Origin of the sequence: Microbacterium sp. SGAir0570, from assembly GCF_005491085.2 — a bacterium.
GTDB lineage: Bacteria > Actinomycetota > Actinomycetes > Actinomycetales > Microbacteriaceae > Microbacterium > Microbacterium arborescens.
The window spans coordinates 2,048,422-2,062,176 of the sequence record NZ_CP027929.1 but is presented as its reverse complement, the minus strand read 5'-3'; the positions used below and the strand labels follow the sequence as shown (position 1 = coordinate 2,062,176).

At 67.3% G+C, this 13,755-nt stretch carries 10 protein-coding genes and 2 rRNA genes; 7 read left to right on the top strand and 5 right to left on the bottom strand.

Going from position 1 to position 13,755, the window contains the following annotated elements; all coding sequences use genetic code 11:
- Positions 1-66: 66 nt before the first annotated feature.
- From C1N74_RS09745 to C1N74_RS09730, 4 genes are all read left to right on the top strand, one after another.
- Positions 67-3,173, top strand: a 23S ribosomal RNA gene (locus tag C1N74_RS09745).
- 99 nt (positions 3,174-3,272) lie between these two features.
- Positions 3,273-3,389 (top strand): 5S ribosomal RNA (rrf, locus tag C1N74_RS09740).
- Positions 3,390-3,488: 99 nt separating this feature from the next.
- Positions 3,489-4,145, top strand: a complete 657-nt coding sequence (locus tag C1N74_RS09735) for a GntR family transcriptional regulator (protein WP_137750430.1) — start codon at positions 3,489-3,491, stop codon at positions 4,143-4,145.
- Between the two features lie 25 nt (positions 4,146-4,170).
- Complete coding sequence (locus C1N74_RS09730; protein WP_023950221.1) at positions 4,171-5,193, top strand: 1-aminocyclopropane-1-carboxylate deaminase; 1,023 nt, start codon at positions 4,171-4,173, stop codon at positions 5,191-5,193.
- Positions 5,194-5,199: 6 nt separating this feature from the next.
- Here C1N74_RS09730 and C1N74_RS09725 read toward each other — a convergent pair whose 3' ends face one another.
- Positions 5,200-6,324 (bottom strand): class I SAM-dependent methyltransferase, encoded by a 1,125-nt coding sequence (locus tag C1N74_RS09725; protein ID WP_137750429.1) that lies wholly within the window; start codon positions 6,322-6,324, stop codon positions 5,200-5,202.
- A 68-nt stretch (positions 6,325-6,392) separates the two neighbouring features.
- Between C1N74_RS09725 and C1N74_RS09720 the strand changes: the two genes are divergently transcribed.
- Entirely contained in the window at positions 6,393-6,788 is a 396-nt protein-coding gene (locus C1N74_RS09720) for a membrane protein (protein WP_036304552.1), read from the top strand.
- Here the strand turns inward: C1N74_RS09720 and C1N74_RS09715 are convergent.
- On the bottom strand, positions 6,767-7,420 hold the full coding sequence (locus tag C1N74_RS09715; RefSeq protein WP_023950227.1) for a response regulator: 654 nt from the start codon (positions 7,418-7,420) through the stop codon (positions 6,767-6,769). The genes C1N74_RS09720 and C1N74_RS09715 overlap by 22 nt on opposite strands.
- Positions 7,417-9,075 (bottom strand): sensor histidine kinase, encoded by a 1,659-nt coding sequence (locus C1N74_RS09710; protein WP_137750428.1) that lies wholly within the window; start codon positions 9,073-9,075, stop codon positions 7,417-7,419. Before C1N74_RS09710 ends, C1N74_RS09715 begins: the two co-directional genes overlap by 4 nt.
- A 153-nt stretch (positions 9,076-9,228) precedes the next feature.
- Here C1N74_RS09710 and C1N74_RS09705 point away from each other — a divergent pair, with 153 nt between their 5' ends.
- A complete protein-coding gene (locus tag C1N74_RS09705; protein WP_137750427.1) occupies positions 9,229-10,758 on the top strand; it encodes a CitMHS family transporter in 1,530 nt (509 codons plus the stop codon).
- A gap of 6 nt (positions 10,759-10,764) precedes the next feature.
- Here the strand turns inward: C1N74_RS09705 and C1N74_RS09700 are convergent, their stop codons facing one another.
- Entirely contained in the window at positions 10,765-11,778 is a 1,014-nt protein-coding gene (locus C1N74_RS09700; protein ID WP_064955584.1) for a Gfo/Idh/MocA family protein, read from the bottom strand.
- Between the two features lie 51 nt (positions 11,779-11,829).
- Between C1N74_RS09700 and C1N74_RS09695 the strand changes: the two genes are divergently transcribed.
- Positions 11,830-13,161, top strand: coding sequence for a M20/M25/M40 family metallo-hydrolase (locus C1N74_RS09695; RefSeq protein WP_137750426.1), 1,332 nt, complete (start codon positions 11,830-11,832; stop codon positions 13,159-13,161).
- On the opposite strand, the gene C1N74_RS09690 is transcribed toward C1N74_RS09695, so the two are convergent.
- Positions 13,154-13,663, bottom strand: coding sequence for a hypothetical protein (locus C1N74_RS09690; protein ID WP_137750425.1), 510 nt, complete (start codon positions 13,661-13,663; stop codon positions 13,154-13,156). The genes C1N74_RS09695 and C1N74_RS09690 overlap by 8 nt on opposite strands.
- Between the last annotated feature and the right edge of the window lie 92 nt (positions 13,664-13,755).

Below are 13,755 nucleotides of genomic sequence, written 5' to 3'. Positions count from 1 at the left end.
GGTGTTGTGTCGTGAAGATGATCTTAAAGATCATTAGTCAATTTTTTGACGATTCAACTCATGTGATTTCAAGTCTTTAAGAGCAAACGGTGGATGCCTTGGCATCTGGAGCCGAAGAAGGACGTAGCAATCTGCGATAAGCCTCGGGGAGTGGATAAGCACACTGTGATCCGAGGGTGTCCGAATGGGGAAACCCCGCTGGGCGGCGTGCCGACCTAGTGACTCCCGCCTGAATATATAGGGCGGGTAGAGGGAACGTGGGGAAGTGAAACATCTCAGTACCCACAGGAAGAGAAAGCAACAGCGATTCCGTTAGTAGTGGCGAGCGAAACCGGATCAGGCTAAACCTTGCGTGTGTGATAGCCGGCAGGCGTTGCACGTTGGGGGTTGTGGGACTTTTCTGATCATTCTGCCGAGTGGTCGACGTTACAAGAAGGTATAGACGAACAGGTTTGAATGCCTGGTCATAGAGGGTGCGAACCCCGTAGTCGAAATGCTTCTCTTGGCGTGAAGAGTATCCCAAGTAGCACGGGGCCCGAGAAATCCCGTGTGAATCTGTCAGGACCACCTGATAAGCCTAAATACTCCCAGATGACCGATAGCGGACAAGTACCGTGAGGGAAAGGTGAAAAGTACCCCGGGAGGGGAGTGAAATAGTACCTGAAACCGTTTGCTTACAAACCGTTGGAGCCTCCTTAGTAGGGGTGACAGCGTGCCTTTTGAAGAATGAGCCTGCGAGTTAGCGATACGTGGCGAGGTTAACCCGTGTGGGGTAGCCGTAGCGAAAGCGAGTCTGAATAGGGCGATTCAGTCGCGTGTCCTAGACCCGAAGCGAAGTGATCTATCCATGGCCAGGTTGAAGCGACGGTAAGACGTCGTGGAGGACCGAACCCACTTAGGTTGAAAACTGAGGGGATGAGCTGTGGATAGGGGTGAAAGGCCAATCAAACTTCGTGATAGCTGGTTCTCTCCGAAATGCATTTAGGTGCAGCGTTGCGTGTTTCTTGCCGGAGGTAGAGCTACTGGATGGCCGATGGGCCCTACAAGGTTACTGACGTCAGCCAAACTCCGAATGCCGGTAAGTGAGAGCGCAGCAGTGAGACTGTGGGGGATAAGCTTCATAGTCGAGAGGGAAACAACCCAGACCACCAACTAAGGTCCCAAAGCGCGTGCTAAGTGGGAAAGGATGTGGAGTTGCTCTGACAACCAGGAGGTTGGCTTAGAAGCAGCCACCCTTGAAAGAGTGCGTAATAGCTCACTGGTCAAGTGATTCCGCGCCGACAATGTAACGGGGCTCAAGCACGCCACCGAAGTTGTGGCATTGACATTATTGGTAGGCCTTCGTGGTCCAGCCGTGTTGATGGGTAGGAGAGCGTCGTGTGCCGGGTGAAGCGGCGGGGTGACCCAGCCGTGGACGGCACACGAGTGAGAATGCAGGCATGAGTAGCGAAAGACGTGTGAGAAACACGTCCTCCGAAAGACCAAGGGTTCCAGGGTCAAGCTAATCTTCCCTGGGTAAGTCGGGACCTAAGGCGAGGCCGACAGGCGTAGTCGATGGACAACGGGTTGATATTCCCGTACCGGCGAAGAACCGCCCAAGCTAATCCAGTGGTGCTAAGAGTCCTAACCCGGGCTTAGTTGATCCCTTCGGGGTGAGACGGTCCGGTCTAACGCTCGACCCCATGCTGGTGCGGCTAGCGTATTAACAGGTGTGACGCAGGAAGGTAGCCCAACCCGGGCGATGGTTGTCCCGGGGCAAGTGCGTAGGCCGAGTCATAGGCAAATCCGTGACTCATACAGGCTGAGACACGATGCGGATAAAAAGTGGGTGATCCTATGCTGCCGAGAAAAGCATCGACGCGAGGTTCTAGCTGCCCGTACCCCAAACCGACTCAGGTGGTCAGGTAGAGAATACCAAGGAGATCGAGAGAATCGTGGTTAAGGAACTCGGCAAAATGCCCCCGTAACTTCGGGAGAAGGGGGGCCTTCCACTTATTAGGATTTACTCCGAAAGGGTGTGGAGGCCGCAGAGACTAGTGGGTAGCGACTGTTTACTAAAAACACAGGTCCGTGCCAAGTCGCAAGACGATGTATACGGACTGACGCCTGCCCGGTGCTGGAAGGTTAAGAGGACCGGTTAGCCGCAAGGCGAAGCTGAGAATTTAAGCCCCAGTAAACGGCGGTGGTAACTATAACCATCCTAAGGTAGCGAAATTCCTTGTCGGGTAAGTTCCGACCTGCACGAATGGCGTAACGACTTCCCAACTGTCTCAACCGCGAACTCGGCGAAATTGCACTACGAGTAAAGATGCTCGTTACGCGCAGCAGGACGGAAAGACCCCGTGACCTTTACTACAGCTTGGTATTGGTGTTCGGTGTGGCTTGTGTAGGATAGGTGGGAGACTTTGAAGCGGTGACGCCAGTTACCGTGGAGTCATTGTTGAAATACCACTCTGGTCACTCTGGATATCTAACTTCGAACCGTAATCCGGTTCAGGGACAGTGCCTGGTGGGTAGTTTAACTGGGGCGGTTGCCTCCCAAAAAGTAACGGAGGCGCCCAAAGGTTCCCTCAACCTGGTTGGCAATCAGGTGGCGAGTGTAAGTGCACAAGGGAGCTTGACTGTGAGACTGACAGGTCGAGCAGGGACGAAAGTCGGGACTAGTGATCCGGCAGTGGCTTGTGGAAGCGCTGTCGCTCAACGGATAAAAGGTACCTCGGGGATAACAGGCTGATCTTGCCCAAGAGTCCATATCGACGGCATGGTTTGGCACCTCGATGTCGGCTCGTCGCATCCTGGGGCTGGAGTAGGTCCCAAGGGTTGGGCTGTTCGCCCATTAAAGCGGTACGCGAGCTGGGTTTAGAACGTCGTGAGACAGTTCGGTCCCTATCCGCTGCGCGCGTAGGAAATTTGAGAGGATCTGACCCTAGTACGAGAGGACCGGGTTGGACGAACCTCTGGTGTGCCAGTTGTTCCGCCAGGAGCACCGCTGGTTAGCTACGTTCGGGATGGATAACCGCTGAAAGCATCTAAGCGGGAAGCCGGCCTCAAGATGAGATTTCCATGCCTTCGGGCGAGAGGCTCCCAGCTAGACTACTGGGTTGATAGGCCGGATGTGGAAGCGTGGTAACACGTGAAGCTGACCGGTACTAATAAGCCGATGACTTGATAACACACCGTTTTTGGTGCTTGCGTCCACTGAGTGGTTCTCGATGTACGGTCGAGAACCGCATAACGATCAATCGTTGTGCAGACTGAAACATCAATAGTGTTTCGGCGGCCATAGCGTGAGGGAAACGCCCGGTTACATTCCGAACCCGGAAGCTAAGCCTCACAGCGCCGATGGTACTGCAGGGGGGACCCTGTGGGAGAGTAGGACACCGCCGGACTTCTTTCGTAAGAGGGCCACCCAATGTTGGGTGGCCCTTTTTCGTGCCCGTGTGACCGCTGAGTTGACTCTCGCGGCTGTGTGGTGTGCAATATATTGCATGTCGCTGGCCCCCGTCTCCCGTCCGGTGTCGCTGCGCGACCACGCGTACACGGCGTTGCGCGACGCGATCGTGAGCGGACGGCTCGAGCCCGGCGCGCGTCTGCGGGACAGCGAGTTGGAGGAGTGGCTCGGCGTGAGCCGCACGCCCATCCGCGAGGCGATCGCCCGCCTTGAACTGGCGGGCCTGGTACGCACACGTCGCGCGAAGGCGACGGAAGTCGCGCCTCTCGACGAGCGCGAGGCTCTGGCCGCGCAACGCATCGCGGCGTCGCTGCACGAGCTGGCCATCCGAGAGGCCGTGCCTCAGCTGACGGCGTCGGGGATCGATGCGATGCGCGCCGCCAACGATCGCTTCGCGCTCGCGCTGCGGGACGCCGACGTCGACTCGGCGGTGGCGGCGGACGACGACTTCCATGGCGTCGCCGTGACGGCGAGTGCGAACCCTCTGCTCGGCACGTTGCTCGAGCAGGTGACCCCGCTCCTGCGACGCCTCGAGCGTGCGCGATTCTCGAGCCTCGCGGGGCGAGACTCCGTGTCGGCTCACGAGCGCATCATCGAGCTCGCTGCCGACTGCGACGTCGACGGAGCGGCAGCCGCGACGCGCGAGAACTGGCTGACCCTCGAGCGCCTTCTGACCCATCCCGATCCCGCCTGAGCTCCACCCGACTCCAGGAGAACCCATGACCCTCGCCGACTTCCCGCGCCACCCGTTGACCTTCGGTCCGAGCCCCGTTCATCCTCTCGATCGTCTGTCGGCGCATCTCGGGGGTGCACGGATCTGGGCCAAGCGGGAGGACGTCTCGAGCGGACTCGCCTACGGCGGCAACAAGACCCGCAAGCTCGAGTACATCGTTCCCGACGCGCTCGCGCAGGGGGCGGATACGCTCGTGTCGATCGGCGGCATCCAGTCGAACCACACGCGTCAGGTCGCTGCGGTCGCCGCCCACCTCGGACTCCGCGCTGTCGTCGTTCAGGAGAACTGGGTCGACTGGCCGGATGCCGTCAACGACCGTGTCGGCAACATCCTCCTCTCCCGCCTGATGGGCGCCGACGTGCGTCTCTCGCCCGCAGGGTTCGACATCGGCTTCCGGGACTCGTGGAAGGAAGCCATTGCGGATGTCGAGGCCGCAGGCGGCAAGCCCTACGCGATTCCCGCGGGGGCGAGCGATCACCGCCTCGGTGGCCTCGGGTTCGCCAACTGGGCGCACGAGGTGCGGCAGCAGGAGGAGCAGCTCGGGGTGTTCTTCGACACCATCGTGGTCTGCACGGTGACGGGGTCGACCCACGCGGGAATGGTGGCCGGATTCGCCGACCTCGCGGCCAACTTCGGCGACCGGCCGCGACGCGTCCTCGGGATCGATGCATCGGCGACGATCGAGAAGACCCGCGCCCAGGTCGAGCGCATCGCGCGCCGCACGGCCGAGTTGATCGGCGTCGGCCGCGAGCTTCGTGATGACGAGATTCAGGTGCTGGAGGGCTGGGCGGGAGACAAATACGGCATTCCTGTCGCTTCCACGGACGAGGCGATCCATCTCACGGGGCGGCTCGAGGGGGTCATCCTCGACCCTGTCTACGAGGGAAAGTCCATGGCGGGTCTGATCGACCTGGTCTCCACCCGCGACATCCCCGCCGATTCGAACGTGCTCTACGCGCACCTGGGCGGCCAGCCGGCGATCAACGCCTACAGCGGCCGCTACCACTGAGCGGCGTCAGCGGCGCGTCGAGGCCGTCACGGTGAACTTGGGGTCACGAGCGATCTGACGCGTCGGTCCGATGATCCGCTCGAGCTCGGGGCGGTACCGCAGGGCGGAGTTCCACACGCACCAGAGCTCGCCGCCGGGGCGCAGCACCCGAGCGGCGTCTCGGAACAGGCGCGGTGCGACGCGGTCGCTCACGGCGGCCCCGGAGTGGAACGGCGGGTTCAGCGCGATCAGAGATGCGCTCGCGTCCGGTCGGCGAGACAGCAGGTCGTCGCGAGCGACCTCGACGCGGTCGGAGACTCCGTTGGCGCGCATGGTGGCGTTCGCAGAGGCGACAGCCACGGCCGACTGGTCGGAGGCGTAGACCCGAGCGCCGGGATGGCGGCGCGCCCACGTCGCCGCGACGACGCCAGTACCGCACGCGAAATCGATCCACGGGTCCTCTGCGGTGCCGCCCGCGGGGGAGGACGGAAGGTTGGCGAGCAGCAGTCGCGTGCCGATATCGATGCGAGCGCCGGCGAAGGCGCCTCCGAAGGCGCGGATCTCCAGTCCATCGATCCGGGCCGCCCGCGCCTCGGGAGGCGGGACCGTACCAGGTGTCCGCGCGATGAGCACCCGGGACTTCGCTCGCGCGTGCGTCACATCGACCCGCTCGAAGGCGCCACGGAGGACGTCGTTCATCGCGGTGGTCATGTGCTTGACACGGCCGCCGGCGTAGACGACGACATCGGGGGATGCCGCTGCCGCGACGGTCGCCGCGATGTCGGCGAGGGCCTCGAGCGAGCGGGGCAGGCGGAGGAGCACGACGCGGGCGCCGGAGACGAGCGCCGCGTCGAGCGGAAGTGAGGCGAAGGTCGCCTGCGGCATGAGACGCCTCGCGTTGGCAGCGAGAGCGGCTTCGCCGCTCAGGGGATCCTGGTGGACCCGGATGCCTTCGGCTCCCGCGGCCGCGGCGCCCAGGGTGAGCGCTCCGTAGCCGTCTCCGATGACCGTCAGCTCGCCCGGCCCGAGCGCGGCACGGGCCCCGCCGGATTCGTCGAGGATCAGGCGGTCGGCGGCATCCGCGGCGACCAGGCCGGGTGCCTCGACATCGGGCCAACGGCGGAGATGCGAGAGATCGAGCGCGCCGGACACCCGGGTAAGCCTAGTGCGAGCGAATGCAAGGGTTAGCCGGGCGGCGGCGGAGCGCGCAGACTGAACGCATGAGAACCATGCTTCGCTGGCTGCTCGCCGGCGCCATGATCTTCGCCGGTCTGAGCCACCTGTTCTGGGCGCGACGTGATTTCCAGGCGCAGGTGCCCGATGCGATCGTCGACAGACTTCCGATCGACCGTGACGGCGTGGTCGTCGCCTCGGGCGCCGTCGAGGCTCTGTTCGGGGTGGCGCTTCTCGCCCTGCCGCGCGAGCGCTCACGCATCGGCGCTCTGCTCGCGGCGTTCTTCATCGCGGTCTTCCCCGGCAACGTCGACCAGTGGCGGAAGGGACGCAGCGCGTTCGGGCTCGACACCGACCGGCGTCGCTTCGTCCGGCTCTTCTTCCAGCCGGTGCTCGTCGTGTGGGCGTGGTGGTCGACCCGTCAGCCGCGCGACACCGCATAACGGTGTTCCGGCCGGCCGGTCGACCCGTAACGCAGCCGCACCTCGACGACACCTCGACCGGCCATCGTGGCGAGATGACGCTGCGCCGTCGCGCGTGAGATGCCGCACTCGGCCGCGATCTCGCCCGCCGACGCCTCTCGGCTCCCGAGCGTCGTGAGGATCATCTGCTCGGTCGCCGAGCGCGTCGTCGTCGCGGGACCCCCGTGGACGATCGACAGTGCCCGGTCGACGTCGTCCTGCTCGAGCTCGACGGCATCGAGGACGTTGCGGTAGCGGGCGTACCGCTCGAGGCGCTCGCGCAGCGCACGCGCCTCGAAGGGCTTGATCAGGTAGCCGACGGCACCTGCGCGCAGGGCACGGCGCACCGTCTCGGCGTCGGCGGCGGCCGAGAGCACGATGGCATCGACGTCGATGGAGCGCACGAGCTCGACGCCCTCGCCGTCGGGCAGGTAGTTGTCGACGAGAACGAGGTCGGGTCGCCGCTCCGCGATCGCGGACCGGGCAGCGGCGACCGACCGCGCCGGCTCGAGTGCCCGGAAACCGGGCACCGCGTCGACCGCGTCGCGGTGGAGGCCTGCGACGCGGAAGTCGTCGTCGACGACGAGCACGCGCAGCGGGTCAGTCGTGGTCATGAGTCGTCCTCCTCGGATCGGGATGCAGTGGCGTCGCGGGTTGCAGCGGTGCGGAGCACCCCGGGCAGGCGTGCGGCGAAGACGGCTCCGGATGCCGCGGGGCCGTGGCCGCCGGGATCGATCAGCCACACGTCTCCGCCCAGACGGCGTGCGAGCTCACGCGACAACGGCAGGCCGATCCCTCGCCCTCGGACACGGTCGTCGCTCGGTCCGCTCGACGGCGCGAACACATCGCGGCCGGCCGGGACGCCCGGCCCCGAATCGGCGACGGTGGTCACGAGAGCATCGCCGTCGCCGAGGAAGGTGACTTCGACCCAGCGGGGCTCGGTTCCGCGCCCGGCCGCCGTCACCGCGTTGTCGATGAGGTTGCCGACGACGGCCGCGGCATCCTCGACACGCGCCAGCTCGCCGAGCACGAGGGTGTCCTCGCCGACCACGATGCTCACGCCGCTCGCGGCCGCGTCGCCCGCCTTCGCTGCCAGCAGGGCCTGCAGGAACAGGTCGTCGACTCGCTCGATGCGTGCGACGGCCGTCGGCACGCTGCCCCGCTCGAGCAGCTCGTCGAGGAAGGCCCGGGCGTCGGCGACCCGCTCGGCGTCGATCAGGCCGGCCGCGACGTGCAGACGATTCGAGAACTCGTGCCGCTGCACCCGGAGAGCGCCGGTGACGGTCTGTACCGAAGAGAGCTGCTCGCCGAGCTCGGCGACATCCGTCCGGTCTCGGACGATGACGACGTCGCCGAGCTCTCGCCCGCCGCGCCGCACCGGATGGACGTCGACGGCGACGACCCGCGGGCCCACCACGACGTCGTGCAGGGGGAGCCCCCTCGCGATCGCCGACACGACGGCCTCCGGCAGGGGCAGCTCGCTGAGCGGCCTGCCCACCGAGCCCTCGATCCCGAGCAGCCGTTCCGCCGCCTCCGCCGCGACGCGGACGATGCCGTTCTCATCGAGGGCGAGCACGCCGTCGCCGATGCCGTCGAGCACGGCGCTCTGCTGCTGCACGAGCGCCGTCAGCTCCTCCGGCTGCAGTCCCAGGGTCGTCTTCTCCCAGCGGCGACGCAGGACGGAGCCCGCCGCGACGCCGACGCCGAGCGCGAGCAGCGCGGCGACCCCGATCGCGAGCAGGACCGTCGGCAGGTCATCGAGCACGCTGCCCTCTTCGAAGCCCACGCTCACCTCGCCGACCGGCTCACCGCCGCCGGGTGCCAGGACGGGCACCTTCGCTCGGGCCGACCGGCCGAGGGTTCCGACCTCCCAGTCGACGACCTCCTCGCCGGCCAGGACGCGGTCGAACGGGGTCGACACGGTCTCGCCGAGCCGCTGCGGGCTGGGATGCGCGAGCCGGATGCCGTGGTCGTCCGTGATCACGACGAAGAGCGCGTCCGTCCGCTCGGCGACGGCCGTGGCGGTGCGCTGCAGCGGCCCGTCGACGAGATCGGCGGCGGCCGGGGTGCCGGGGTCGGCCGACCACCGGGCGACGGCCGCTCGCACCTCGGGCGCCGCGGCGACCGAGCGAGCGATGTTGAGGGCGTTCTCCTCCGCGGCGGTGCGCACCTGCGTCACCGCGATCACCGCGAACGCGGCCGTGCACACGAGCAGCACGGTGGCGACGACGGCCAGCTGCACGAGGAAGAGCCGCGTGGTGAACCGCATCCGACCTCTCCTCGTCCGCGCGCAGAATGCGCAGAACACACGCTACGCGCTCAAGTCGCCGGAATGCGCCCAAGCGCGCGACTCGGGCGCGACGCGGCCTAGGTTCGACGGATCGCACCGCTGGCCCGTGCGCCCGCCGACGAAGGAGTCGACATGACCCACCCCGCCATCCTCACTGCTGCTGCTGCCGCAGACGAGGGCTACGACCTCGCCTTCATCCCGCCCGAGGGCGTTCTCGTCGCACTCGGGTTCACGATGGTGCTCACCTTCATGGCGCTCATCATGACCCGCCGGCTCACGCCGATGGTCGCCCTCATCCTCGTGCCGACGGCGTTCGGCCTGTTCGCCGGTGCCGGCCTGGGCCTCGGCGACATGATCATCGACGCCATCACGAGCATGGCGCCGACGGCGGCACTGCTCATGTTCGCCATCATGTACTTCGGCATCATGATCGACGTGGGCCTGTTCGACCCGCTCATCCGGGTGATCACGCGCGTGCTGAAGGACGACCCCGCGAAGGTCGTGCTCGGCACCGCCGTGCTCGCAGCGGTCGTCTCGCTCGACGGCGACGGCTCGACGACCTTCATCATCACGACCTCGGCGATGCTGCCGATCTATCTGCGCCTGGGCATGAGCCCGGTCGTGCTCACCTGCGTCGCGGGCCTGATGAACGGCACGATGAACATCGTTCCGTGGGGCGGTCCGACCGTGCGCGCCGCGTCGGCGCTCGGTCTGCAGCCGACCGACGTGTTCGTGCCGATGCTGCCATCGCTCGCGGCCGGCATCGTCGTCTCGCTGACCTTCGCCTGGTTCCTCGGGCTGTCCGAGCGTCGACGGCTCGCCGGCAGCATCGACACGTCCCGTCTCGGCGGGGGAGACGGCGTGCTCGGCGGCCCCAAGCTCTTCCGCGGCGCCGATCCCCGCCCGGGTGCTCTCGCGACGCTGCGCACCGGCAACGTCGTGACCGTGCGCGGGCGCAAGCCCGTGCCGGCGGCGCAGTGGGTCGAGGAGCGCGACACCGCGATGGCCGACACCATGCTCGACCCGAACCGCGCGACGCTGCGCCCCCGCCTGGTGTGGGTGAACCTCGCCCTCACGCTCGCGGTGATGGTGCTGCTCGTCCTCGACCTGTTCCCGCTCGCCTACGTGTTCATGGTCGGCGCGGCACTCGCGCTCGTCATCAACTTCCCGAAGCTCAAGCAGCAGGCCGATGAGATCGTCGCCCACGCGCCGTCGATCGTCGGGGTCGTCTCGATGGTGCTCGCCGCAGGCGTGCTCGTGGGTGTGTTGAACGGCACCGGGATGGTGGCGGCGATGGCCTCGTGGGTCACCGAGGTGATCCCGTCGCAGCTCGGACCGCACCTCGCGGTGATCACGGGCGTCCTGTCGATCCCGTTCACGTTCTTCATGTCGAACGACGCCTTCTACTTCGGCATCCTCCCGATCCTCGCCGAGAGCGCCGCGACCTACGGCATCGAGCCGGTCGAGATGGCGCGCGCATCCATCACGGGGCAGCCGGTCCATCTGCAGAGCCCGCTCGTTCCCGCGATCCTGCTGCTGGTGTCGCTCGCGAACGTCAACCTCGGCGACCACCACAAGAAGGTGCTGTGGCGCGCGTCGATCGTCTCGCTCGTCATGCTCGCCGTCGCCGTGCTCGTCGGGGTGGTGCCCTTCGCGGCGTGAGGGCGCTCAGCTCTCCTGCGGGTAGCGCACGCCGATCTGAGCGCGGATGTCGTCGAGGACACCCATGATCGCGACGGTCTCGGCGATCGGCAGGATGTCGCCGTCGGTCCGCCCGGCGGCGATGAGCGCCTCGGCCTCGAGCGCCTGGAACTGCATGCCGCGGCCCTGGATCTCGGACCGGTACTCCTCGAGGACGGTGCCGTCATGCGAGAGGACCCGGAAGTCGGTGGCGGCGTACCAGACGCCCGAGATCTCGATGCGGGCCTCGGTTCCGACGATGTGGGCCGTGTTGGGCCCCGCGCCGCGCGAGGACGACACCGTGGTCGAAATCGCGCCCGAGGGATGCGTCATGACCGTGGCGACCTCGGCATCGGCGCCGGTCTCCATCAGCCGGGCCACCGCGCGGGTCTGCGTCGGCAGTCCCAGCAGGTCGCACACGAACGACACCGGGTAGATGCCGAGGTCGAGCAGCGCCCCGCCGCCGAGCGACAGGTCGTTGAGCCGGTGGGCGGGATCGTCCGAGATCCGCTGCGTGTGGTCGGCGAACACCGTGCGGATCTCTCCCAGGGTCCCGGCGGCCACGATCTCGCGCAGCCGCACCATGTGCGGGAGGTACCGGGTCCACATCGCCTCCATGACGAGGACGCCCGCGTCGGCCGCGAGGTCGCGCAGCGCGACGGCCTCGTCGCGGTTGAGCGTGAACGGCTTCTCGACCAGGACATGCTTGCCGTGCTGGATCGCCAGCGCGGCGGCATCGCGGTGCCCGGGGTGGGGCGTGGCGATGTAGATGATGTCGACCTCGGGATCGGTCGCGAGCTGCTCGTACGAGGCGTGGGCATGAGGGATGCCGTACTCGGCTGCGAAGCGGTCGGCGGACTCCTGCGTCCGCGAACCGACCGCCACGACCTCGCGGCCCGCCGTCTGCAGGTCGCGGGTGAATGCGTGGGCGATCCCGCCGGTCGCCAGGATGCCCCACCGCAGGCCGGCGTGCGAGGCGCCGGACGTCATCTGATTCGTCATACCGCGAGCCTAGCCAGGGGTGCGACCACGCGCGCGGCGTAGGCTCGCAGGGTGGACACCGCCGCCGTCGAACGCTTCCGCGAGCTGCTGCGGATCCCGACCGTCTCGCACACCGACCCGGCTGCGTCCGACGCGGCCCCGTTCGCCCGCTTCCGCGACACGCTCCGCCGGCTCTACCCGCTCCTTCATGCCGAGCTCGAGGGCGAGCTCGTGGGCGACCACGCCATGCTCTACCGCTGGCGCGGCCACGCGCCCGATGCACCGCTCGTGCTCATGGCGCACTACGACGTCGTCCCCGTCGTGCCCGACGAATGGACGCATCCGCCCTTCGATGCCGTCCTGACCGGCGAGGGGGAGGAGGCGACGATCCACGCGCGTGGAGCGATCGACGACAAGGGGTCGCTCGTCGCGATCCTCGAAGCCGTCGAGGCCCTCGTCGGCGAAGGGTGGCGGCCGGCCCGCGACGTGTACCTCGCGTTCGGTCACGACGAGGAGGTCGCCGGGCTCGGCGCCCCCGGGATCGTCGACCTTCTGCGCGAGCGAGGCGTCCGGCCGGCCCTCGTGCTCGACGAGGGAGGTGCGGTCGTCTCGGGCGCTGTGCCGGGCGTCGACAGCGAGACCGCGATGATCGGCGTCGCCGAGCGCGGGGTGATGACCCTGGGCCTCACGGCCCGAGAAGCGGGGGGCCACGCATCCACGCCGCCGCCTCTTCCCGCCACTGCGAGACTCGCGCGCGCGATCGATCGGCTGCAGCGGCATCCCGCTCCGGTGCGGCTCGTGCCGCCCGTTCGGGCGATGTTCCGCACCCTCGCACCGTTCGCCCGTGAGCCCTTCCGCTCCGTCTTCCTGAACCTCGCGGTCACCGGCGGGCTGCTCGCGCGGGTGCTGCCCCGCTTCGGCGCCGAGACGAACGCGCTCGTGCGGACGACCGCCGTCGTGACGGAGCTCAGCGGCGCGGACGGCGAGAACGTCCTCGCGACGACGGCTCGCGCGGCGGTCAACATCCGTCTGCTCACGGGCGATTCCGTCACCGAGGCGACCGAGCGAGCACGCCGAGCGATAGCCGACCCGCTGATCGAGATCGACGTCCGCCACGGCTCGGATCCCTCACCCGTGTCGCCCTGGCGCGGTGAGGGGTGGCGCCGGATCGCGACGGCAGTCGGCTCGGCTCTCGGTACCGATGTCGTCCCGACGCCGTACCTGCAGCTCGGTGCGAGCGACAGCAGATGGTTCACAGCGATCTGCGAGAACGTCTACCGCTTCGCGCCCTTCCGGCTCACCGCATCCGAGCGCGAAGCCCTCCACGCGCACGACGAGCGCATCAGGGTCGACGTGTGGCTGCGGGGGATCGGCTTCTACCGCGACCTGCTGCGTCTCAGCTGATCCGCGTCCGCCGCGGCGGGGTATCGGACACGCCCGTGAGGAACGCCACGATGTCGTCGGCGCTCGCCGAGATCTCGGGACCGCGTCCGAACGTCCAGCCCGCATCGGTCGCGCGGACGGTGTGCCCCGCGATCGCCGCGCGTCGCGCGAACGGCGCTCTCGCCCCGGCCGCGAGCGCGACCGCGCCGGCGATGTCGAAGGGGAGCGGCGGTCGGTCGCCCGGCAAGCCGAGGTAGGCGCGGGTGACCGCGGTCAGTTCGCGGATGCTGCGGCGTCGCCCCTGCGCGATCTCGTCGGCGACCTCACCGAGGGCCGCGCCGCCGTCGATGTCGCGCGACAGCCCCGCCTCGTCGAGGAAGGCGCGTCGGCGGTCGCTGGAGGCGGCGTCGAACACCGGAGCGGCGAGAGCGAGGAGCGCGGCGATCTGAGCGCGCCGGTCGGGCGTTGTCACGTCGTCCGGGGAACGGTGACTCAGGGGCAGGAAGCGCGCCACGTCGGACATGCGGTCAGCATACGGTGACGGCGAAGGTTCGGCCTCGCGAGTCGACGGTGTGACGACGGGGACCGCCGTCACACGCGCGCGGCTCCCTCCCG

Coding starts and splice junctions, on each gene's coding strand:
- C1N74_RS09720 (WP_036304552.1), top strand. CDS start 6,393: ATGAGAACCATGCTTCGCTGGCTGCTCGCCGGCGCCATGATCTTCGCC.
- C1N74_RS09715 (WP_023950227.1), bottom strand. CDS start 7,420: ATGACCACGACTGACCCGCTGCGCGTGCTCGTCGTCGACGACGACTTC.
- C1N74_RS09735 (WP_137750430.1), top strand. CDS start 3,489: ATGTCGCTGGCCCCCGTCTCCCGTCCGGTGTCGCTGCGCGACCACGCG.
- C1N74_RS09705 (WP_137750427.1), top strand. CDS start 9,229: ATGACCCACCCCGCCATCCTCACTGCTGCTGCTGCCGCAGACGAGGGC.
- C1N74_RS09690 (WP_137750425.1), bottom strand. CDS start 13,663: ATGTCCGACGTGGCGCGCTTCCTGCCCCTGAGTCACCGTTCCCCGGAC.
- C1N74_RS09700 (WP_064955584.1), bottom strand. CDS start 11,778: ATGACGAATCAGATGACGTCCGGCGCCTCGCACGCCGGCCTGCGGTGG.
- C1N74_RS09730 (WP_023950221.1), top strand. CDS start 4,171: ATGACCCTCGCCGACTTCCCGCGCCACCCGTTGACCTTCGGTCCGAGC.
- C1N74_RS09710 (WP_137750428.1), bottom strand. CDS start 9,075: ATGCGGTTCACCACGCGGCTCTTCCTCGTGCAGCTGGCCGTCGTCGCC.